Genomic DNA, 20,196 nt, shown 5'->3' on the forward strand with positions numbered 1-20,196 from the left:
CGATTGCGGCATCATGCCGATCAACGGTTCTTACATCATCCCCTACCTTCCTTGAAATTTCTTTTTATTTTTACTACATGATTCATGAGAAACTGCTTTTAGTATTGGCTTTATTTTTCGCCATGGCCATGTTGTACTTGTTAAGTCAACGCCTAAAAATTTCCTATCCTATCTTATTAGTTATCGGTGGCTTGGGAATTTGTTTTATTCCCGGCGTACGGGCGATAAGCATCAACCCGGATTTGGTATTTCTGATTTTCTTACCACCTTTGCTTTTCGAAGCAGCATGGTATACCTCTTGGAATGAGTTTTGGAAGTGGAGACGTTCCATTGGTTTACTTGGCTTTGGTTTAGTACTATTCACCTCTCTGGCCGTCGCCTACATTTCTGTTATGACTATCCCTGGCTTCACACTTGCTATGGGTTTTTTATTAGGGGGCATCATTTCACCTCCTGATGCTGTAGCTGCTACCTCCGTATTAAAAGGAGTTACCATGCCTAAAAGAGGTCTTGCTATTCTTGAAGGAGAAAGCCTTGTAAATGATGCAGCATCATTAACGGTATTTCGCTTTGCCTTAGCGGCTGTTCTAACCGGACATTTTATATTGCAGGAAGCCCTTCTGGAATTTGCTACGTTATCGATAATGGGTGTTGTTGTTGGTTTAGCCATTGCTCATATCTTGTACTTCGTGCTTCGCTACTTAGCAAAATCGTCCAATATAACTACACCAATCACATTAATAGCTCCTTACCTCATGTACCTTGTGGCCGAATCCTTTGAGTGGTCGGGCGTCCTAGCCGTGGTAAGTGGCGGTCTGTTCTTGTCTTTTCGATCCAAAGACTTCCTAAACTATCATACGCGGATACAAGCCACCGAAGTATGGGCTACTGTCGGATTTCTCTTAAATGGGTTTGTTTTTATTCTAATTGGCTTAGAACTTCCCGTGATCGTAAATGGATTAGAGGGTTATTCTAAGAAAGAGGCAATTCAATATGCGCTAATTATTAGTGCCGTCGTAATTTTACTCCGTCTTACACTCGTTTATTTAGCTGCTTTTATACCCCGCCTTGTCAGCAAAAGAATACGCGATAAAGAAACAAGCCCCGGCTTTAAATTGCCCTTTGCCATCGGATGGGCAGGCATGCGTGGCGTAGTATCGTTGGCTTCTGCATTAGCTATACCACTTACACTTGAAAATGGTGAAGCTTTTCCTCATCGCAACCTCATTTTATTCATTACTTTTGTAGTCATCCTTATCACCTTGGTTTTCCAAGGACTTACTTTGCCCTTTTTTCTAAAACTTTTAAAGATTGAAGAGATAGATGAATATGTTCCAACGGAAGATCAGTTGGAAGCCATTCGTCTTCAATTGGCCAAATCAAGTATCAAATATCTTGACAGGAAGTATGATCGTGAGATGGAAGAACATCCCACCATCGCACGAATCAAGGAACAGCTACAGCGTAGTATCGACGCCACCGAAAGCTCGTTGCAAGAACAGGAGAAGAAAGAAAAACTGATTTCTGTTCGGATGTTATACAGACGGATCATGTTGGAACTAATCACCCATCGAAGAGAAGGACTTAATAAATTACGTAAAGAGAAAAAGTATGATGATCATGTCATTAGGCAATTGGAACACAATCTAGATTTAGAGGAGTCAAGGCTTATAAAACAATAAGCCTGCAATTTAGTATAGAAAAAAACACAATAATAATGATTACGATCACCACACCCGCCCTGCTGTTTCCAGCTATCAGCCTGATTATGTTAGCGTACACAAATCGCTTTTTAGCGCTCGCCAGCTTAGTGAGAAGTTTACATGCCAAATATCTCGAAAACAATCGAAGTGGTGTCATTCATGGTCAAATAAAAAATCTACGCTACCGATTACGCTTGATTAAATATATGCAGGCCTATGGTGTTTTAAGCTTTGTAGCCTGTGTTGTATGTATGCTATTCATATTTTTGAAATGGTTGTTTTGGGCCGAACTGCTTTTCGGACTCAGTTTAATTTTCTTTACTATATCACTTATTATTTCATTGATTGAAATACAGAAAAGTACAACAGCCCTTGAGCTGGAGTTAAGTAATATGGAAGAAGATAAAGTAAGCCCTTCCTTTGTTGACTATTTGAAGAAAAAATTAGACACAAAAACTAAAGATGTCTGATTACATGAAGCTGTTTACGAGTAGGCATTCCCTTTCTACAATAACGTCCATCACAAACACTGTTTGAATATTACCAACTCCCGGTATTTCGCTTAATGCATCAACATGAAAACGGTGATAGTCCGCCATATTTGATGCAATGACTTTCAGCATAAAATCGAACTCGCCTGAGATATTATAACACTCGATGACCCTTTCTAAGCCAGCAATGGCCTGAACGAAAAGAGCGCCAGCCTTTTTGGTGTGCTCTTTTAACGAAACGTAGCAAATGGCTGTTAAACTTTCTCCCAGAGCACGCTGATTTAACAAAGCAGTATACCGTTTAATAACCCCGTTCTGTTCCAGGCGTTTTATCCGCTCATGAACGGGCGTAGCACTCAAATGAATCTTATGTGCTATCTCTCGAATTGTCAACTTTGCATTTTCCTGCAAAAGTTTCAATATCTCATAATCCTTTGCATCCAAATTTACCGATGCTTTCGCGCCTTGTTCTTTTTCCATTAAGTAAACGACATATTAAAAGATCAATATTCTATATATAGCAAATAAAACAGAAAATTTACCCAAAAGTAACAATTAAAACAACTTAAAATTTAAAACACATACTTTTGCATCAGAACACCGCTTATGAAAAACAAAAATTCGATTATATTATTTATTGCCTGTTCAGCAGTTTTTCTAGAAGCTTTGGACCTTGCCATCATGAATCTTGCGCTCCCTCTAATACAAAAACACTTTCATCTAAAAGAAGAGCAATCACAATGGCTGCAAACCATTTATGTTCTTCTATACGGCGGATTTCTAATTATAGGCGGTAAGCTCGCGGATATTTGGGGAAGAAAGAAAGTTTTTATGTCCGGTGCTTTGTTATTTCTAATAACCTCTATTGGCGCGGGCAAAGCAAACTCCTTCGAATTCTTGTTTTTTTTTCGGGCCATCCAAGGCTTAGGTGCGGCCCTTCTCATGCCGTCCGCCATGGCAATCATTACAAATACATTTGTAACTGAGGCTGCTAGAAGCAAAGCGCTGGGTATATTCAGTTCGTTCGCTGCCATTGGATCGGGCTGTGGGCTGTCGTTAGGCGGCATCATTGCTTCTTCCTTAGGGTGGCAATGGATCTTTTTTATAAACGTTCCCATTATAAGTATGAGCTTGATCCTAGCCTTTATCATATTGGAATCGGACACCCAAACAACCGATACGATCCCACCGGATTTTTTATCGGGTATCATACTATCTTTTTGCATTGTCCTTCTTTCGTATTTTATACACGCGATTCCAACGCTTATCTACAAACCAATTCAGGTTATTGTATTGCTAAGCTTAATAACTTTAAGCCTAGTGTATTTTATAAAAAGATCCGGACATCACAAAAATCCCTTAATAAACTTTGCACTACTTAAGGGCCGCAATGTACAAATAGGCAATAAAGCAATTTTTCTATTGGGATCTTTTTTTCTCAGCTATTTACTTGTTCTTTCCTTTTATCTACAGGAAATTTTGGGATTTTCAGCTGCCAAGGCGGGCTTACTACTCTTTCCTTTTAGCGTCGGTTCCGCTTTGATATCCAGGTTTCTATTGCCCTGTTTAATCAAACGTTTTAAAATTATTCGTATCGCCAGATTAGGAATGTCATTGATGTTTTTTGGAGCATTACTGTTAATCGTCAGCATGCATTATCAATTATTTGTTTATTTGGTATTTTCGATTGCCTGCGTAACAGGTGCGGGCATGGCCATATCAATCCCCAGCTTAACCGTTATGGCATTAAATCAAATCCCTGTTGACCACCAGGGCGTGGCCTCAGGCGTCAACACTACGTCTTATTTTTTTGGGTCGGGCATTGGTTTATCATTGATATCGTTGATTATGCAATTAAATACGATATTTCCAAGTACAAAGAAGCAGTTGATTGCCTCAATGACACTCCTCTTGCTGCTAGCAGCCCTTGCGGTATTATATCTGCTGAAAAAAGACTTCGCGCAAGATAGAGAGACGGATAGGCTGCGAAAGGTTTAATTTAATTACCCCGAAGCAATTGTACCAGGCCATTGACTGAGCTATTTTCAAAATGCAATTTTCCGTCTAGATGAATATGCTCATCAGCCAACTTTTGAGCACTAAATTCCATTTTTTCAAGACGCTTAAAAGATGGGGGTAACAACGGATAGTTTCCTTGATTCCTCAAACCTTTACTATCTATATATAAATAAAAAAAATCATTAGAAAGATGATCAGGATTACTTTGTTGGTATTTTCTGCCCGTGCCAAAGAACAAACGATCAGCTCGGCTTTCGTGCTGAAACTTATAAAAAAGTTGTTTCGGGAGATAATTTGCTAAATGGGGTGATGCTTGAAACGAAAGATAGATTTCGGGGACACGTTCTTTGCGAACTACTCGCTGCTCTACCCTTTCGAAATTGTCATTATAGTCGTAAGTAATAATCGTATCCTGCTGAAGAGTAAGATTCTTTTTCCATTCCAGATCCATATAAGTTCCGTAATAGCGTAATAAGGTATCGACAGGGATGTGATGTTTTTCAAAAAATTTTCGTTGCCGCGCCAATAGCGGCGTAATGTCTGCTGCTAGCCAGAATTTGATTAAGCTATTCGATTCAAATTGCTTTGGATATAAGCGCTTTACACCTTTAACCAAAGCCGTTTTGATATCTCCACTAAGTGATAAGGATCCCCGTCCAAAATCCGCATCTATAATCGAAGCGCCGTTTGTATAGACCAGCTCATGTTGTGTTTTAATTGCTTCGTAAAAAGGCGACTGCTCAACAGTTGTCATGCTCCCCTCCTGTCGGATAAGGCTCCGAAGCAGGTTGAATTTCTCTACCTTGGAAGCCGAGACACAAAGTGCTAATCGGTCTTTTGTGAACATCAAGCATAATTTTCCGTTAAATGCAGTTCCTTGGAAAACAAGTGAATCCACAGTCTGAAGTTTCGAAATACCTAATATGTTTTTCGTATAACATTGAAGTTCATCGAAGTCATCGATACTGAATACCGAGAAAAATGTGGCGTCATCAGGCTCTATCGTAAAGAAAAAGATATTAGCCGGAATATGGAGTCCCGAATCTCCTAAATCAAAAGATTTCTTGTGCTTTTTCTTATCTGAGTCAAAATAATATCCGGGATTTAAAACCGCATTCCAAGCTATTGACCGTAATAATGCATCCACATTTACACGAAACAAAGTGGACGCATTTTTTGGGATGTACTGTTGGTAAGATTGCTTTTGACGATATACCAAATAACCGCAACATGTTAATCCCACGCCAAGAATAGCCAACACACCGATCAGTACTTTTTTCTTCATACCCAAACTTACTAATAAATTAAGGTCTAAAAGCCGTACTTTCGACTACATCCAATATATATTGTAAGGCATTTCTCTTCGAGCCTGGAAGTTCGGCCCGGAAGCTGCCAACCATTTTTTTACCTTTAACACCCTTTGAAGTAAAATAAAAGTCGCCTAAGCCCTGAATTTTGTCTTGTAGCGCCAAGGCTTGTTTGGTGGCGGGTATCTCCAACGAATTAATTGCCTTTACCATTTTTTTACTATTGAAAATAAGAGTAAACTTATTATCGTTCAGCAATTTTTTGTGTTTGGAAGATAAGTCACTTTCATATCGATTGTATTGAATGTTCCGTAAATCATCTAGTGCCGTACCAAAGAATATGATACCGTCCTTTAATAAAACATGAACTTCCAGCGGCCCTTTTAGTCCGCTAATTGTATAAATACCCTCATTCTCCGTCAGTTTGGCCCTAGCAACCCCAAGGGCAAGTGCTTTTTTGAACAGGTTCATATCAGTAGAAGAAAACATAGCCAAAAATGCGGGTATACTCTCTTTTTTAGTCTTTTCAACCTCAACGGAATTATAATCCTCGTCATACTCGTAGGTCGTATATTTCACTTCCTGTTCTTTTATAGCAGTTAAAGCGAAGATACCATCACCCTTAATTGCTTTGCCAATCGCTTTTTCGTCTAGTAAAAGTGAAAATATAGAAGACCCTAGATCTATTTCCTTTTCATATCGACCAAGCAAATTACCGTAATATTGTTGCATTAATATTGGCAGCTCTTTTAAGTAATTCTCTGTATTAATTGCTACTGATGTATAGGCAATGGCATCTTTGCTCAAATATTTAAAGAACCTTTTATTCAGTTTCCGATTATATATCCTACGGTAGGCTTCGGCAAGGTTATTCGAAAGCCCTATGGAGCCATCAAGTGTTGCAGTGTTCTTATCAAAGGTTAAATAAACATTAGCGCTTTCAAAGCCAGTGCCAACTTTTTCAGTCTTTACCCCCAGAAGAGAAGCATAAGCGCTATGCACACCAGGCAGCAAATCTTGATAGAGTTCATTGATATCTCTAAGCCAAAGACTTGCCATTGCATTTTTCCGATACGATTTTTTAAAAGACGGATTACCGAATGCTTCTTGCGATTCGACCAATCGTACAGCCTCCTGATACAGCCATTCTTTCAACAATCTGCTTTTTATCGAATCATCTGCCGCAATACTTGCATAGTAAGCATCGTACATTGAGTCGCGAGCCGCATCAGCTATTTCATGTTCTGCCACAGGTGGGGCCAAATTATAACTGTCTACAGCAGTTGAATCCAAGGGGAAGTCGTCTTTATTCAAAGAATCAACAGCGTCCCACTCGACATCCACTGAGTCCATTAAGGGTGCCGGATCAAGCGCAGCTTCATCATATTCATCACTTAATTTTTTATTTACTATTCCGTATTTTTCAGCAGTCTTTTCATCTTCAAAAAAACTGTTTCGCAACTCTCCGCTAAGTAAATAAAGAGTTTGCTCATTCCAGATCAACAATTGTTTTTTTTCGTTAAGATCTAAAATCCACTGACCATTCTGAAGCTTTTGGGGCTGACCAAGAGTTTTCAGGAAGTCTCCCACCTTAGTACTACTCCTAAGGGGGATTGACATACCGTAGTAACGTATACTATCTGTTTTGGTGCTATAAATATATACCTGCGCATTTAGGTTAAAACCTAAATCTTCCAATCCCTGTAGATTGCCATTATTTGTTTTATTCAATTTGGCAATCAGTGCCTGTCCTATTTTCGACCGATTAAATTGATCGATACCTATCAAATCAAAAAAATTGCGCCCATTAATAGTCGCCACTGCGAAAGCGTCTTTCGGAATCCTCGGAGCAAGCCGTTGTGCTATTATATTATGTGAAAAGAATAGGCTTAGAAAGCTCAATAAAAGTTTAGTTCTCTGCATATTTTTGTTCTCAATTATTAACTAATTGTATTTGATTGGTGATATTGGCCCTGCCGTTGATCAAGTCCAATATAGAAGTGTGAAGCATAACCGCTTTCTTTGTACCTGATAGTTTTGCTTGTTTGTTGGTTGATTGCTTAACAACGCTATCAAAACGATAAATACAGGTATATGAAGCATTCTTAAACACCTGCTTATCAGCTTCTTTAAGCTTCATATAAGCACTTTTGGCCTCCTGTGCATAAGTATAGTTGCGGGAAAATAATTGTGTTCTCGTATCGAAATTGTATAAAGACTTTCCAGTGGGTTTTATCTTTAATTTCTCATAAATGATTTTACTGAGATGATTCAGATTATCTACTTTTTCAAAAGAAAAACTGACAAAGGCAATAAAATTCTCAAAATCTACCCGATGCTTAACACTACTTATTCCCGGCGTTTTTTTCAGTATCGCAACGGCTTCGTTTAGATTTCGTTGGATTTGAACCTTATCCGGAACTTTATAACCGTTTATGCTATCCAATAGCATCACAGACGAAAGCTTTGTCTTGCTTTGACTCAAATTTAATGTGACCGTCATATTTCCCGAACCATTTTTATGAACGTTGATCTCTTCAATCACTTCAAAACAAGCACTCAAACTAATTGTGCTAAAAAAAAGCAGCACATATAGGCATCGATTTTTTAAGGTCATTTCTCTTTTTACTATGCAGAACAAAAGTAGAGAAAGGATATGGTTAATAACTAACTGATTTCAGGGATTTCTAAGGTAATTAGGCGTAAAGCGACCTAATTCTCTTGCCTAACTTTATTCACCACACCTCAACGCCTACCCGCTTTAATCACAATTTTCGTAACTTTATAGGATTAAAAGGGGGGCTCATGGCAAAAGTGAAAAATATAATGATCAGAGGTAGTAATAATAGGCCTATTGTTCTTGATATTTTTTTCAACGAATCAAGGCCTTATCAACCCGCCATTATATATGCACATGGTTTCAACGGCTTCAAAGACTGGGGCAACTTTGATCTGATCGCTGAACAATTCCTTGCTTCCGGCTTTACCTTTATAAAGTTTAATTTTTCTCACAATGGCACCTCGCCGGATCAACCGGAGAATTTTGTTGATTTAACTGCTTTTAGTGAAAACAACTACACCAAGCAATTGCATGATCTTGAACAGGTAATAGATTGGGTCCAAAATAACTGCAATCCATATGGACGTTGCATCGACAAAAAAAGCATCGGCTTAATCGGCCATAGTATGGGCGGTGGCATCAGTGTGATCAAGGCGGCAGAAGACGCTCGGATCAAAGCACTCGTAACCTGGTCGGCAATTGCCTTCTGTAAAACACCCTGGGGCGATTGGCCAAAAGAAAAAATAAGCGATTGGAAACAAACGGGTGTTGCTTATTATGTAAATGGTCGTACAAGACAAAAAATGCCACTAAATTACCAATTGTATGAGGATTATTTAAATAATGGCACACGATTGGATATTATAAAAGCTGCCTCCTCTATCAATATCCCCTGGATGATTTGTCATGGTACCGAAGATATAAACGTACCTTTAAATCATGCATACAACTTAAAAGAAGCCAATGGCAGAGCGGTTATGGTAACCGTTTCATCCGATCATGTTTTTGGACGAAAACACCCTTGGTATGAAACTATTCAACCAACCCCCATGCAGGACGTGTTGAACCGAAATATTTTATTCTTCAAGCAACACCTTGATAAATAACATCGCATTATGCGCTGAATTTTCTGATTTTCTAGTCTTGAATTTTTACTTTTGAATTTTATTAAACGCGCAAGATTCGGGTTTCGTCACCGGTTGGCTTTGACTACTTTTGAAGAAAATAGATTGTTTATGGAAACGCAACAGCAAATAGATTTTAATAGGATCGCAGCATCCATTGCATTTATCAAGGAACACTTCAAAAGCCAACCGAGTTTGGAACAAATCGCCGAACATGTCCACTTGAGTCCATTCCATTTTCAGCGAATGTTTCAGGATTGGGCAGGAGTTTCGCCTAAAAAATTCATACAATATCTTACGATTGAGCATGCCAAAAATATGCTTAAGGAAAATTGCTCGACGCTATTCGACACTGCATACGAAAGCGGACTTTCAGGTACTGGCCGATTACATGACCTTTTTATAAACATCGAAGGGATGACACCTGGCGAGTATAAAAATGGTGGTGCTTCGCTAACGATCAATTATAGTTTTGCCGAGAGTCCATTTGGTAATATCATCGTGGCTTCTACGCATAAAGGAATCTGTTATATGGCATTTGCAGATGAAGGAAGGGGTATCGGATTTGATACCTTGAGATCTACCTTTCCAAATGCACGCTATCAGCAGCTGGTTGACAATTTCCAGCAGCATGCACTCTTTATTTTTGATCAAGATTGGAGCAAAATAAAAGAGATTAAATTACATTTAAAAGGCACCCCATTCCAGATTAAAGTTTGGGAAACACTTTTGCAAGTTCCCACAGGCACGCTTACTACTTATGCCCAATTGGCTGAACGAACTGGCAACAAGCTAGCTTCACGAGCAGTAGGAAGTGCCGTTGGGGCGAATCCGGTAGCCTTGTTGATACCTTGTCATCGTGTAATTAAATCAACCGGAGACACCGGCAATTATCATTGGGGGAGTTCGAGAAAGCAAGCGATTATTGGTTGGGAAGCTGTTCGCGCGGAACTTCAGGTAGAGAAATAAACCATAGACTATGCATGGAAATTTATTGCCAAAGGATGGAGAAGTTTATTTCTATGAAAATTTCTTCACGCGATCAGAAGAGCATCATCTATTTGATGTACTTAAACAAAAAACAACTTGGCGTCAGGAGCCTGTTAAAATTATGGGTAAAGAGATCTTGCAACCGCGTCTAACGGCTCTTTACGGCGATACCCACAAACCGTATGGTTATTCGGGCATAACGATGAAACCGCAGCAATGGTTTCCTGAACTATTACTTGTGAAAGAGAAGGTGGAAACCTTTTTGAATATTAAATTTAGCACGGTATTGCTTAATTATTATCGAAATGGAACCGATAGCATGGGCTGGCATCGAGATAACGAAAAGTCATTGGGCAAGAATCCAACCATTGCATCCTTAAGCTTTGGAGCATCGCGACCTTTTCTGTTCCGGCATTATCGAGATCGAAAACTACGTGTTAAAATCCATTTATTGCCGGGAAGTCTTCTGGTCATGAAAGGTACCATACAAGATCATTGGCAACATAGCTTACCCAAGGTGCCAAAATTAGTTGAAGCAAGGATTAACCTAACTTTTAGGGCAATTGTAGACAAATGACTTTCGCGTTAACAAGCTAAGGGGAGGGATTTTCCTCCCCTTCGTCTTAATTCCTTAACAAATTTCGGTATCTAAGCAAGGCCTCTACATAATAGTAATCTGCGTAGGTTAAGGGCACATCGATCTCACTCTTATGAGGTATAGAGCCGACACTGTGCATCAAAATAAAACCGCCGTTGCTTCCAATAGGAGCTTTATAGGAATCCGATGAAAGACTGACGAGCATCTTCTCAGCTGCATTTACATACTCCTTCGCCTTGGTATTCTTGACATAAGTGCTCAGCTCCAGTAAGGCTGAAGCGATAATAGCCGCGGCAGAAGCATCACGATACTGCTTATATTGACTGGCATATGGGCTGCTTGCCGGCAAATCAGGCGCATTAAAATCCCAAAAAGGTACGCCATCATCCGGCATATTTGGATGATTTAGGATATATGTTGCGATTTTCTCCGCAAATTGCAAGTATTCCTTCCGTTTGGTTTCCCGATACATCATTGTATAACCATACAAACCCCAAGCTTGCCCACGTGCCCATGCTGATTCATCAAAGGCACCTTGCGCTGTTTTTTTTGCCACGATGTCGCCTGTTAGCGGATTGTAATCTACTACATGATAACAACTCATATCGTTACGATAATGATTTTTCATTGTGGTATTGGCATGGGTAATGGCAATATCTTGATATTTTTTCTCACCGCTAATTTTACTGGCTTGCGTCAGAAATTCGAGGTTCATCATATTATCGATGATTACCGGATAAGTCCACCCCTCCCACGAACGGATTGTTTTAGTAACAGGATTGAAGCGGCTAATTAACGAATTGGCTCCGGTCAAAAGAACGTCCTTGTAAGCACTACTATCCCCGGTAAGGCGTAAAATATTACCAAAACTGCAATAGAGCATAAAGCCTAAATCATGGGTAGTCGTATTGTTTTTTTCCTTTTCCAGTAATTTCAACTTCTGTTTTGCTCTATCCAGGAGTTCCTCGTTACCGCTGTACTCATATAAATACAAAAGTGTACCTGGATAAAATCCCGAGGTCCACCATCCCGTACCGGATGATATTGATTTCCCTGCTTCATAAGTTCGTGGAAGTTTTTCGCTTGGAGTGTTAGAACCTAAATAGTCTATTTGCTTTATCGCTTCATTTAGATTCTTTTCGATAAAGTCTTTTTTAAGAGTGTATTGTGCCTTCGCGACGCTTACCGAAACCGTCACGCAAAACAACAGCATATATCCATTTAAACGATTTTTCATTTTCGCTTTCGTCTTATATTAATAACCTTCATTTTGCGGTAAGAGATTTGCATTTCTACCAATCTCTTCCTGTGGAATAGGCAATAGTTTATGAGATGGTTTTATGTTTTCTCTTTTTTCATAAGCGCCTTCTTTTGTAAAGGCCTCCACAACGATATCCCAACGCTTCAAGTCGTACCAGCGCTTCCATTCAAAGGCTAGCTCTACTCTTCTCTCCTCTCTTACTGCGTCCCTAAATGCTGCTTGATTTAACCCAACCGGGATATCCGTTGGGAAGGTTCTTACCCCGTTAGGTGTGTTACGGGCGCGTTGTCTAACCGCATTCAAATATTCATAAGCCTTTGCGGTGGGTCCACCGTTACTCTCGTTGAGTGACTCTGCAGCCATTAAGAGAATTTCGGCATAACGGAAAATCACATGTTTTATATCTGAGTCGGCCCCCTCTGCATTGGCATTAGCTCCTGGGTATAAACACCATTTAGCCGTATGTATGCGTGGCCATCGCCATTGTTGATAAGGGGTCATCACTCCTTTTATAGGCGTTTCTGTCAAATAGCTCACTTCTTTCCTGTAGTCATTATTATCAAAACTTCCATACATACCTGGAGATGGAACTAAGACGCTCCAACCCAGCATATCCGCGTCGCGAACCCCGGTCATAGGAGCTGTATAATCCTGATTTGTACCATTTTCTCCGGTGATCCCCCCCATAAAATCCACGACCCAGACATGCTCCAATTGATGACCAAGATCGGCTTTCCATAAATCTTGATAGTCATTTACCAAACCATAATGGTATTTACCGGCATCATTAATAACCGCTTCCGCGTGCTCCGCTGCTTTGTCCCATTGCTGCAAAACCATATATACGGAAGATAACAGCGTATGGGCAGCCCCTTTAGTAGCTCTTGACTTAATGTTACCCGGAAAGGCATCGGGTAAATAACTTATACCAAATTCGCAATCGTCTATAATATGCTGATATACTTCACTCGCAGGAGTTTTATTAATATCTTTAATCGTATTCGGATCTGTAACAAATTGCCCTATATAAGGAATATCACCAAACAATTGCACTAAATGATAATAATTTAGGGCTCGCACCATGCGCGCTTCGGCGATAAGTGCATTTTTCTTTCCTTCTTCCATCGGAACATTCGGGATGCCGTCGATTGCGGCATTAGCGGCTCCTATACCCAAATAAGCCAAGCGCCAGACCGCAAGTATATCTTGGTTGCTGGCATCGTGCGTAAAACCATTCAGCTGTATGCGACTGGATTGTGTTCCGATATCCGCAATGTCAATATCATCTCCCAGTAGCTGTAACACCATGGTTAACCGTCTACCATAGAAATTATCGCTACTCAGCAAGGCATAAGATCCCATCACAGCTGCTTCTGCATCCGCTTCGGTGTTAAAATATTGCCCTGGAACTAAAATGCTTACCGGTTCTTCTTCCAACTTAGTGCAAGCGGAAGCAATAAACAATACGAACAAAAAAATATATTTCGAAAACTCTTTCATTGTCTGTTTCTCCATTAACTTAAAATCCAACATTTATACCCAAGGTAACGGATTTGACATTTGGATATCCCATATAGTCAAGTCCGACATTTCGGTTTGAGTCCTGAAAGCTTACTTCCGGATCATAACCTTTATAGTTTGTGACCGTCAATATATTTTGTGCACTAGCATAGATCCTTAGTTTACTCACCTGTAGCTTACCTAGCATAAACTTCGGAAAGTTATAACCCAAGGCTACATTTTTTAACCGCAAGTATGAGCCATCTTCAACCCATCGCGATGAGACCTCTGGATTATTCGAAGCACTTGCCCGAGGAATGTCTGTATTTGTATTGGTAGGCGTCCATCTATTCAATGCATCTTTGGTAGCATTTCCCTTTCCGGCCATCCAATCGAGTTCCATTCGAGTGATGTTTAACATATCATTACCCTGGCTTCCTTGAAAAAAGATATTTAGGTCAAAGTTTTTGTAACGCAGATCGTTATTAAAACCGTAGATGAAATCCGGATGGGGATTACCAATAATGGTACGATCATCCGCATTAATAACACCATTCGGACCTTCGGTTAAGTTATTATTAGCATCACGTCCATAGATATCGCGGTACTTGACATCTCCTGGCTTTTTATTAGGAGCCGCAGAAAAATCATCGCCTTCTTGATACAATCCATCAAATTGCCATCCATAGAAAGCGCCCACTACCTCGCCCACACGAAGAATTTGGGATTCAGTTGACAACATATGACCTGGGATCGTATTATAGCGAATATCTCCTCCAGGTAATTGAAGAATCTTATTGCGATTAAAAGTGATGTTAAAATCACTTGTCCAAGTGAAGTTTTCGCCCTTAACATTGGTTGTATTGAGCGCGAATTCCCAACCTTTATTCTCTACACTTCCAATATTCTGCAGAGAAACCGTATAACCGGAATATATCGGCAGGGGTACTTCGTAAAGCAGATCAACCGTTTTCTTATAATAGTAATCTACAGAGAGATTGATCCGACCATTCAGAAAACCAATATCTAAACCTGCATCTGTTTGCTTGGTAGTTTCCCATGTAAGATTAGGATTCGCGACATTGGTTGGCCGCACCGCCTTAATTGGTGTTCCATTAATAGTCGCAAGCGTTGGAGAAAATCGGGCCAATGACATATAAGAGCCTATTTCGGTGTTTCCGGTTTCTCCATAGCTGGTTCGAATTTTAAGATTTGAAATTGCCTTCACCGATTGCATAAACGGTTCTTGGCTGATATTCCATGCCAAGGCACCGGAAGGGAAAAATGCCCATTTGTTATTGTCACCAAATCGAGATGAGCCGTCGTACCGGCCCGTAACTGTCAGCAAATATTTACCTTTGAAGTTATAATTTATCCTTCCGTAAAAAGAGGACATCACCCAGTCTATTAGCTCTGAAGCCGCATTCTGGTAGTTCGAACCCGCTCCTAAATTCCAAAATGAGAAATTGTCAGACACAAAATTCCGATTGCGTGATTCCCACATTTCATTTCTGGAAGATTGATATGAATAACCGCCCATTGCCTCAAGGTTATGGACATCTTGGAAGCTCTTGGTATAGGTTAAGAAGTTTTCGTTGATTACATTTGTGTTCTTGCGGCCTATAATACTTCCAGAACCACCATAGTTACGTCCCTCTACCAAATTTTGCGTCACATAGCTCCCATTCCGTTGATTACTGATCTGGACCCCCAGCGTGCTTCGAAACTTTAATCCCTGTAATAACTCAAGTTCTCCATAGGCATTTCCCTGAAACAAATCGTTTATTTGCTCATTCTTTCTTTCGCGTGCAACTGCTACCGGATTGTCATGAGGGTCGCCCACTTGTTTCAACGTATATTTTCCATTTGCATCGTATACTCCTTGCAGTGGATCAAAGCGTAACGCGCCTGAAATTACACCTGCTCCGGATGTTCCACTACTTGTTTCCTGTGTTCGCACACCGTCAAGGTCATTTCTAATAAAAAAAAGTTTAGTGCCTAAACGAACCCGATCAGATACCTTTATGTCTAAATTAGAAGTTCCCGAAAGCCTTCTAAAGTCAGAATTGATCACTGTACCTTTTTGCCCGTAATGACTAAGTGAGGTATAATAACGGATATTTTCGCTTCCTCCTGAAACCGATAATTGATTATTGATCAATCCTCCGGTTCTAAAAATCAGGTCTTGCCAGTCCGTACCTTCACCATATGACGAAGGGTCTGAATATGGAACATTTGAGTTACCACTGTTTCTGTAAACGTCATTAATGTATTCGGCAAATTCCTGTCCATTCAAAAGGTCGAGTCGTTTACCGATCTTTTGAATGGAGTAAGAATTATTAAAGTCGATAATAGGACGCCCAACCTTTCCCTTTTTGGTCGTTACCATTATAACACCATTAGCCCCTCTAGATCCATAGATAGCAGTTGCTGATGCATCCTTTAGTACTTCGACAGATTCTACATCTTCGGGAGGGGGCGGCGTTCCTCCGGCAAAACCATCCACTACGTAAAGAGGATCACTACTGGCATTGATCGAAGTCCCCCCTCTAATTCGCACGCGTGGCGCTTTACCGGGCTCTCCATTGACGCTGGATACAGCCACACCGGGCGATCGCCCTTGGAGTGCTTGAGCTGTACCTGCTACGGGAAAAGCCGCTATTTTCTCGGCGGAAACCGAGGAAACCGATCCGGTTAAATCGCTTTTTCGTTGCGTACCATACCCTACTACAACAACTTCATCCAATGCAGCATCTTCAGCTTCGAGTTGGACGTTCACGGTAGTTTGCCCGCTTACAAGCTTTAATTCTTGGCGTTGAAATCCAATATAGGTAACTACCAACGTCGTGTTCGGAGGCGTTTTTAAAGTAAAAAAACCCTGTTCATCTGTTTGAGTTCCTCTTTTATTAAGCCCTTTTATGCTTATAGAAACACCGGCGAGCGCCTTCCCGTTATTGTCGGTGACTTTTCCGGTCAAAGTTACCTCTTCCTGGGCGACAACAGCCCAATTCTTTTTAGAGATAACAATATTCTTCTCGACAATTTTATAACTCAGGCCCTGATTGGCCAAACAAGCGTCTATTGCATGGGTCACCGATACGTTTTCCAAATCGATATTCACTGGCGTTGTATTCTTCAAAACGCTTGCTGTATATAGTACATTATAGCCCGACTGTTTACGTATTTCGTCGAAAACCTCTTGAAGTGAAACATTTTTCTTATGCAGCGTTAGCTTTTGAGCAAAGGCCGTTGCCTTTGCTTCCAATAGACCAATTAAGATCAAGATAAGTGATAACTTCATGATCAATATAGGTTTAAATTTGGCATAGGTCTGTCCTTTATGCCATATTACAGCATTTATTTTATACATTTGATTAGGTTAAAGAATTGGTAATTTGATTCTATCTTTAATCTGGCATTATGCCTGTACTATCAAAGGCGTTGCACCGCCTTTGATAGCTTCTTTTTCCTTTTTATACTTTTGGCTACTTCATTACAATAACTTTCCTCCCTTCTGTTTTAAAATGAACACCTCCGGTTAGCTCGATCGTTTGTAATAATTTTTCTATTCGATCGAATTTGGATACAGTACCAATAAATGTCTCACCTGTCAGGTCACCCTGGTATGTGACATCAACATCATACCATCTGGCAATTGTTTTCATCACTTGTTGGATATCATCACCGTGAAAGACAAAATAACCGTTCTTCCAGGCTAAAGCATCTTCTAGGTTGACATTTTTTAGTGAAATTGCCTTGGTCTGTTTATTTATACGCGCCTGCTGACCAGGGTTGAGAATTTTAGCGGTGGGGGTCCGAGACGAATTATCTTTTGCCGACACCCGTACTTTTCCTTCAACAAGTGTAGTGGTTATTTCTTCCATATCTTCATAAGCACTGATCAGAAAGTTCGTTCCCATCACATGAATAGTAGCATCTACTGTCTGTACTTCGAATGGCATTTCCTTATTTTTAGCAATTTCTAAATAGGCCTCTCCTTCGAGGCGAACTTCCCTTTTTGCACCCTCAAACCGGGTTGGGTAGCTCAAAGAAGAGCTTGGACCTAACCAAACATGTGTACCATCGGGCAACTGAACTTGGAACTGTCCGCCCCGTGGCGTACTAAGTATGTTTTGTTTAATCTCCCCTGTGGCATTCGCTTTTGCCGCATGATAAACTAATTGTCCATCCTTCGTCTTACTAATGGTAATATCCCCCTCTTTAACCGTTTTATTGTCAATGGCCTCCAGATCAACTAGACTACCATCACCCAAAAGCAAAGTCGCTCGGTTGCGTACGGACTTGATTGCATCTTTTTCTGCATAAGTCACAGGTTGTATATGACTCGGTTTTCGGTCATAATAAAAAAGAGCTCCGACACTAAATGTGATTAGAACAATGGCGGCAACTAACCACTTTAATACATCAACCCTCCTCGTGTTATTTGTTGGTTGTTCTTTACCTCCAAGCACTTTATGAATCATTTGGGATGATTCTTCTTCATTAAAGAAAGTTTTTCCATGCTCGAAGCTTAGGCGTGCCTGTAAAAAGAGGTCTTCAACTACCTTTTTAGATGAGTTGTCACTTAGCAACTCATATAATTCCAAGCGTTCTTCTTGCGTAATTTCTTTACGCATCGCCTTATCAAATAAAAAGGTAATTCGTGCTCGACTCATATAGGCGTCTTAAAACGGATATCCGTTTTATTAGTTAGTTTTCTTATAAAGACACCGGCAACATCCATTTATGGATGTCTTATTTAAAAAAAATTAAAAAATAATACAGAACAGTAAATGAAGGTCTTTATAGACTATGAAACCCCAAATCTATGATGTTAAAAAGCATGTATAATAAAGGCAAAATAAAGTGATGTACCTTCACCAACTCGCTGAGCGACTGCATAGCCAATTGCTGATACTTAGCAACTGATGCTGTAGAAATATTGAGAACACTTGCAATTTCAGGATTTTTTAGTCCTTGCTGTCTTAAGGCAAAAACACGCTGTTGCTGAGGTGGCAATTTACTCAACGCTTTATCGAGCGCTTCGTATGGGTCGTTCGGGCTCTCAGATTCAGATAAAATCTCGCTTTCCAACGCGTTTAAGTATTGTTTGTGTTTCTCTTGTGTCTGCGTAAGTTGTCTTATTTTGTTAAGGGTATGATTTCTGGCAATAATAAATAAATAAGATGTAAAGTTGGTTATCTCTGGAAGTTTAGCTCTGTGAAGCCATATTTTCAAAAAAACATCCTGGACGACTTCTAAGGTGCTTTCTCGATCATTTAATAGGGAGTGTACAAAGGCACCCAGTTCATGATGATACACGGAGAACAGATACTTAAAAGCTTGTTCATCACTTTTTGCAATCCTTTGCAATAAAACACGCTCATTCTGCAGTTTTGGTAACAACATGAATTAGGTTTATCGTTAGCTTAATCTATAGAGCTAAATTATGGCTTTTTCAATCAAAATCTAAATATTAGACAATAAAAAATTACAAAAGCAAAAAGCTTTGCGTCTAAAATTTGCTAAAATCCTGAATTTAAATGTTAAGAACCTTTAATAAAATACGATTAAAATGCAGCTAATTTGTAAACGTATACATTACATTTATTTTTTTAGTTATGATAAAATTGCCACGTCTTATTTACGGTACAAGCAGTTTAGGCAACCTATATGAAGCATTAGATATTGAAACTAAGCATGAAATTGTCAAGGCATGTGTGCAAAACGCTAAAGAAATCCCCGTATTTGACTGTGCGGGAAAGTATGGAGCCGGCTTAGCTTTGGAAACACTTGGAACGAGTTTAAAAAAGCTTGGCTTAACGAATGAAAAAGTACTGATTAGCAATAAACTTGGATGGTATCGTATTCCTTTAGCTAAAGGTGAGCAACCAAGTTTTGAGAAAGACGTGTGGAAAGATATTCGGCACGATGCCGTACAAAGGATAAGCTACCAGGGTATATTGGAGTGCTTTTATCAGGGTAACGAGCTGCTTAACGGTTTTATACCTCAGATGGTTTCTGTGCATGATCCTGACGAATATTTGGCAGCAGCGGACGGGATCAAAGAAGAAGAGCAGCGTTTTAAGAAAATATTACAAGCATACGAGGCACTTAATGAGTTGAAAGCAAAAGGCGAAGTTCATTCGGTAGGCATTGGTGCAAAAAACTGGAGGATTATCCAACGAATCAGTCCTTTAATCAAACTGGACTGGGTGATGATTGCAAATAGCTTAACCGTGCATCATCATCCGAAAGAGTTAGTGGATTTTATTATTGAGTTATCAAACAAAGGAGTTACCGTTATTAACTCGGCTGTATTCAACGGCGGCTTTTTAGTGGGAAGTAATTATTATAATTACTGTTACGTGAACAGGGAGTCAGAAGGAGGACAGAAACTGCATCAATGGCGTACGCTTTTTTTCGAAATCTGTAAAAGACACCAACTTCAACCTGCCGTTGTTTGTGTTCAGTTTGGCCTGCAGCTACCTGGCATTAACAGCATTGCGCTAAACACTTCCAAACCCCACCATGTTGAACGAAATAGAGCAATGATTGATCAACGCGTAGATATGTGTGTTTGGAACGAATTAAAGGATGCGGGCCTGATTGCCTATTCAATTTAATATAGAGGTGTCTTCTA

Annotated in this window: 16 protein-coding genes; 7 read left to right on the forward strand and 9 right to left on the reverse strand. The window is 39.9% G+C overall.

Annotated elements, in window-relative coordinates; translation table 11 throughout:
- The first annotated feature begins 77 nt into the window (after positions 1 to 77).
- Both M1D52_RS16995 and M1D52_RS17000 read left to right on the forward strand, forming a co-directional pair.
- Positions 78 to 1,682, forward strand: a complete 1,605-nt coding sequence (locus M1D52_RS16995; protein ID WP_013666059.1) for a Na+/H+ antiporter — start codon at positions 78 to 80, stop codon at positions 1,680 to 1,682.
- A 35-nt stretch (positions 1,683 to 1,717) separates the two neighbouring features.
- Complete coding sequence (locus M1D52_RS17000) at positions 1,718 to 2,173, forward strand: DUF2721 domain-containing protein (protein ID WP_013666058.1); 456 nt, start codon at positions 1,718 to 1,720, stop codon at positions 2,171 to 2,173.
- Here M1D52_RS17000 and M1D52_RS17005 read toward each other — a convergent pair whose 3' ends face one another.
- Entirely contained in the window at positions 2,174 to 2,674 is a 501-nt protein-coding gene (locus M1D52_RS17005) for an Lrp/AsnC family transcriptional regulator (RefSeq protein WP_437393101.1), read from the reverse strand.
- 126 nt (positions 2,675 to 2,800) lie between these two features.
- Between M1D52_RS17005 and M1D52_RS17010 the strand changes: the two genes are divergently transcribed.
- The gene (locus M1D52_RS17010; protein WP_013666056.1) at positions 2,801 to 4,192 is read left to right on the forward strand and encodes an MFS transporter; all 1,392 of its coding nucleotides are present in this window, start codon (positions 2,801 to 2,803) and stop codon (positions 4,190 to 4,192) included.
- A 1-nt stretch (position 4,193) separates the two neighbouring features.
- On the opposite strand, the gene M1D52_RS17015 is transcribed toward M1D52_RS17010, so the two are convergent.
- Genes M1D52_RS17015 through M1D52_RS17025 form a run of 3 tightly spaced genes read right to left on the reverse strand, consistent with a single transcriptional unit; the run spans position 4,194 to position 8,083 of the window.
- Entirely contained in the window at positions 4,194 to 5,498 is a 1,305-nt protein-coding gene (locus M1D52_RS17015) for a hypothetical protein (RefSeq protein ID WP_437393102.1), read from the reverse strand.
- Positions 5,499 to 5,517: 19 nt separating this feature from the next.
- On the reverse strand, positions 5,518 to 7,443 hold the full coding sequence (locus M1D52_RS17020) for a DUF4836 family protein (RefSeq protein ID WP_437363171.1): 1,926 nt from the start codon (positions 7,441 to 7,443) through the stop codon (positions 5,518 to 5,520).
- A gap of 10 nt (positions 7,444 to 7,453) precedes the next feature.
- Positions 7,454 to 8,083 carry a hypothetical protein gene (locus M1D52_RS17025; RefSeq protein WP_457941574.1) on the reverse strand — a complete coding sequence of 210 codons (630 nt, stop codon included), beginning with the start codon at positions 8,081 to 8,083 and terminating at the stop codon, positions 7,454 to 7,456.
- 242 nt (positions 8,084 to 8,325) lie between these two features.
- Here M1D52_RS17025 and M1D52_RS17030 point away from each other — a divergent pair, with 242 nt between their 5' ends.
- The 3 genes from M1D52_RS17030 to M1D52_RS17040 all read left to right on the forward strand — a co-directional run bounded on the left by M1D52_RS17030 (position 8,326) and on the right by M1D52_RS17040 (position 10,771).
- Positions 8,326 to 9,186, forward strand: a complete 861-nt coding sequence (locus tag M1D52_RS17030; RefSeq protein ID WP_130857636.1) for an alpha/beta hydrolase family protein — start codon at positions 8,326 to 8,328, stop codon at positions 9,184 to 9,186.
- A 129-nt stretch (positions 9,187 to 9,315) separates the two neighbouring features.
- Positions 9,316 to 10,173, forward strand: a complete 858-nt coding sequence (locus M1D52_RS17035; RefSeq protein WP_013666051.1) for a methylated-DNA--[protein]-cysteine S-methyltransferase — start codon at positions 9,316 to 9,318, stop codon at positions 10,171 to 10,173.
- Between the two features lie 10 nt (positions 10,174 to 10,183).
- Positions 10,184 to 10,771, forward strand: a complete 588-nt coding sequence (locus M1D52_RS17040; protein WP_013666050.1) for an alpha-ketoglutarate-dependent dioxygenase AlkB family protein — start codon at positions 10,184 to 10,186, stop codon at positions 10,769 to 10,771.
- A 46-nt stretch (positions 10,772 to 10,817) separates the two neighbouring features.
- Here the strand turns inward: M1D52_RS17040 and M1D52_RS17045 are convergent, their stop codons facing one another.
- From M1D52_RS17045 to M1D52_RS17065, 5 genes are all read right to left on the reverse strand, one after another.
- Positions 10,818 to 12,029, reverse strand: a complete 1,212-nt coding sequence (locus M1D52_RS17045) for a glycoside hydrolase family 88 protein (RefSeq protein WP_437393104.1) — start codon at positions 12,027 to 12,029, stop codon at positions 10,818 to 10,820.
- Between the two features lie 18 nt (positions 12,030 to 12,047).
- Positions 12,048 to 13,568 (reverse strand): RagB/SusD family nutrient uptake outer membrane protein, encoded by a 1,521-nt coding sequence (locus tag M1D52_RS17050; protein WP_013666048.1) that lies wholly within the window; start codon positions 13,566 to 13,568, stop codon positions 12,048 to 12,050.
- A 4-nt stretch (positions 13,569 to 13,572) separates the two neighbouring features.
- The gene (locus tag M1D52_RS17055) at positions 13,573 to 16,923 is read right to left on the reverse strand and encodes a TonB-dependent receptor (protein ID WP_013666047.1); all 3,351 of its coding nucleotides are present in this window, start codon (positions 16,921 to 16,923) and stop codon (positions 13,573 to 13,575) included.
- A 115-nt stretch (positions 16,924 to 17,038) separates the two neighbouring features.
- Entirely contained in the window at positions 17,039 to 18,229 is a 1,191-nt protein-coding gene (locus tag M1D52_RS17060; RefSeq protein WP_013666046.1) for a FecR family protein, read from the reverse strand.
- Between the two features lie 127 nt (positions 18,230 to 18,356).
- Positions 18,357 to 18,962: an RNA polymerase sigma factor gene (locus M1D52_RS17065; protein WP_013666045.1), complete on the reverse strand. Its 606-nt coding sequence runs from the start codon at positions 18,960 to 18,962 to the stop codon at positions 18,357 to 18,359.
- A 212-nt stretch (positions 18,963 to 19,174) separates the two neighbouring features.
- Between M1D52_RS17065 and M1D52_RS17070 the strand changes: the two genes are divergently transcribed.
- Complete coding sequence (locus M1D52_RS17070) at positions 19,175 to 20,179, forward strand: aldo/keto reductase (protein ID WP_130857640.1); 1,005 nt, start codon at positions 19,175 to 19,177, stop codon at positions 20,177 to 20,179.
- Positions 20,180 to 20,196 lie beyond the last annotated feature (17 nt).

This window comes from Olivibacter sp. SA151 (genome assembly GCF_054130995.1).

Bases quoted from the DNA above. Each gene is read 5' to 3' on its own strand.
- M1D52_RS16995 (WP_013666059.1), top strand. From the start codon at position 78: ATGATTCATGAGAAACTGCTTTTAGTATTGGCTTTATTTTTCGCCATG.
- M1D52_RS17000 (WP_013666058.1), top strand. From the start codon at position 1,718: ATGATTACGATCACCACACCCGCCCTGCTGTTTCCAGCTATCAGCCTG.
- M1D52_RS17005 (WP_437393101.1), bottom strand. From the start codon at position 2,674: ATGGAAAAAGAACAAGGCGCGAAAGCATCGGTAAATTTGGATGCAAAG.
- M1D52_RS17010 (WP_013666056.1), top strand. From the start codon at position 2,801: ATGAAAAACAAAAATTCGATTATATTATTTATTGCCTGTTCAGCAGTT.
- M1D52_RS17015 (WP_437393102.1), bottom strand. From the start codon at position 5,498: ATGAAGAAAAAAGTACTGATCGGTGTGTTGGCTATTCTTGGCGTGGGA.
- M1D52_RS17020 (WP_437363171.1), bottom strand. From the start codon at position 7,443: ATGCAGAGAACTAAACTTTTATTGAGCTTTCTAAGCCTATTCTTTTCA.
- M1D52_RS17030 (WP_130857636.1), top strand. From the start codon at position 8,326: ATGGCAAAAGTGAAAAATATAATGATCAGAGGTAGTAATAATAGGCCT.
- M1D52_RS17035 (WP_013666051.1), top strand. From the start codon at position 9,316: ATGGAAACGCAACAGCAAATAGATTTTAATAGGATCGCAGCATCCATT.
- M1D52_RS17040 (WP_013666050.1), top strand. From the start codon at position 10,184: ATGCATGGAAATTTATTGCCAAAGGATGGAGAAGTTTATTTCTATGAA.
- M1D52_RS17045 (WP_437393104.1), bottom strand. From the start codon at position 12,029: ATGAAAAATCGTTTAAATGGATATATGCTGTTGTTTTGCGTGACGGTT.
- M1D52_RS17050 (WP_013666048.1), bottom strand. From the start codon at position 13,568: ATGGAGAAACAGACAATGAAAGAGTTTTCGAAATATATTTTTTTGTTC.
- M1D52_RS17055 (WP_013666047.1), bottom strand. From the start codon at position 16,923: ATGTATAAAATAAATGCTGTAATATGGCATAAAGGACAGACCTATGCC.
- M1D52_RS17060 (WP_013666046.1), bottom strand. From the start codon at position 18,229: ATGAGTCGAGCACGAATTACCTTTTTATTTGATAAGGCGATGCGTAAA.
- M1D52_RS17065 (WP_013666045.1), bottom strand. From the start codon at position 18,962: ATGTTGTTACCAAAACTGCAGAATGAGCGTGTTTTATTGCAAAGGATT.
- M1D52_RS17070 (WP_130857640.1), top strand. From the start codon at position 19,175: ATGATAAAATTGCCACGTCTTATTTACGGTACAAGCAGTTTAGGCAAC.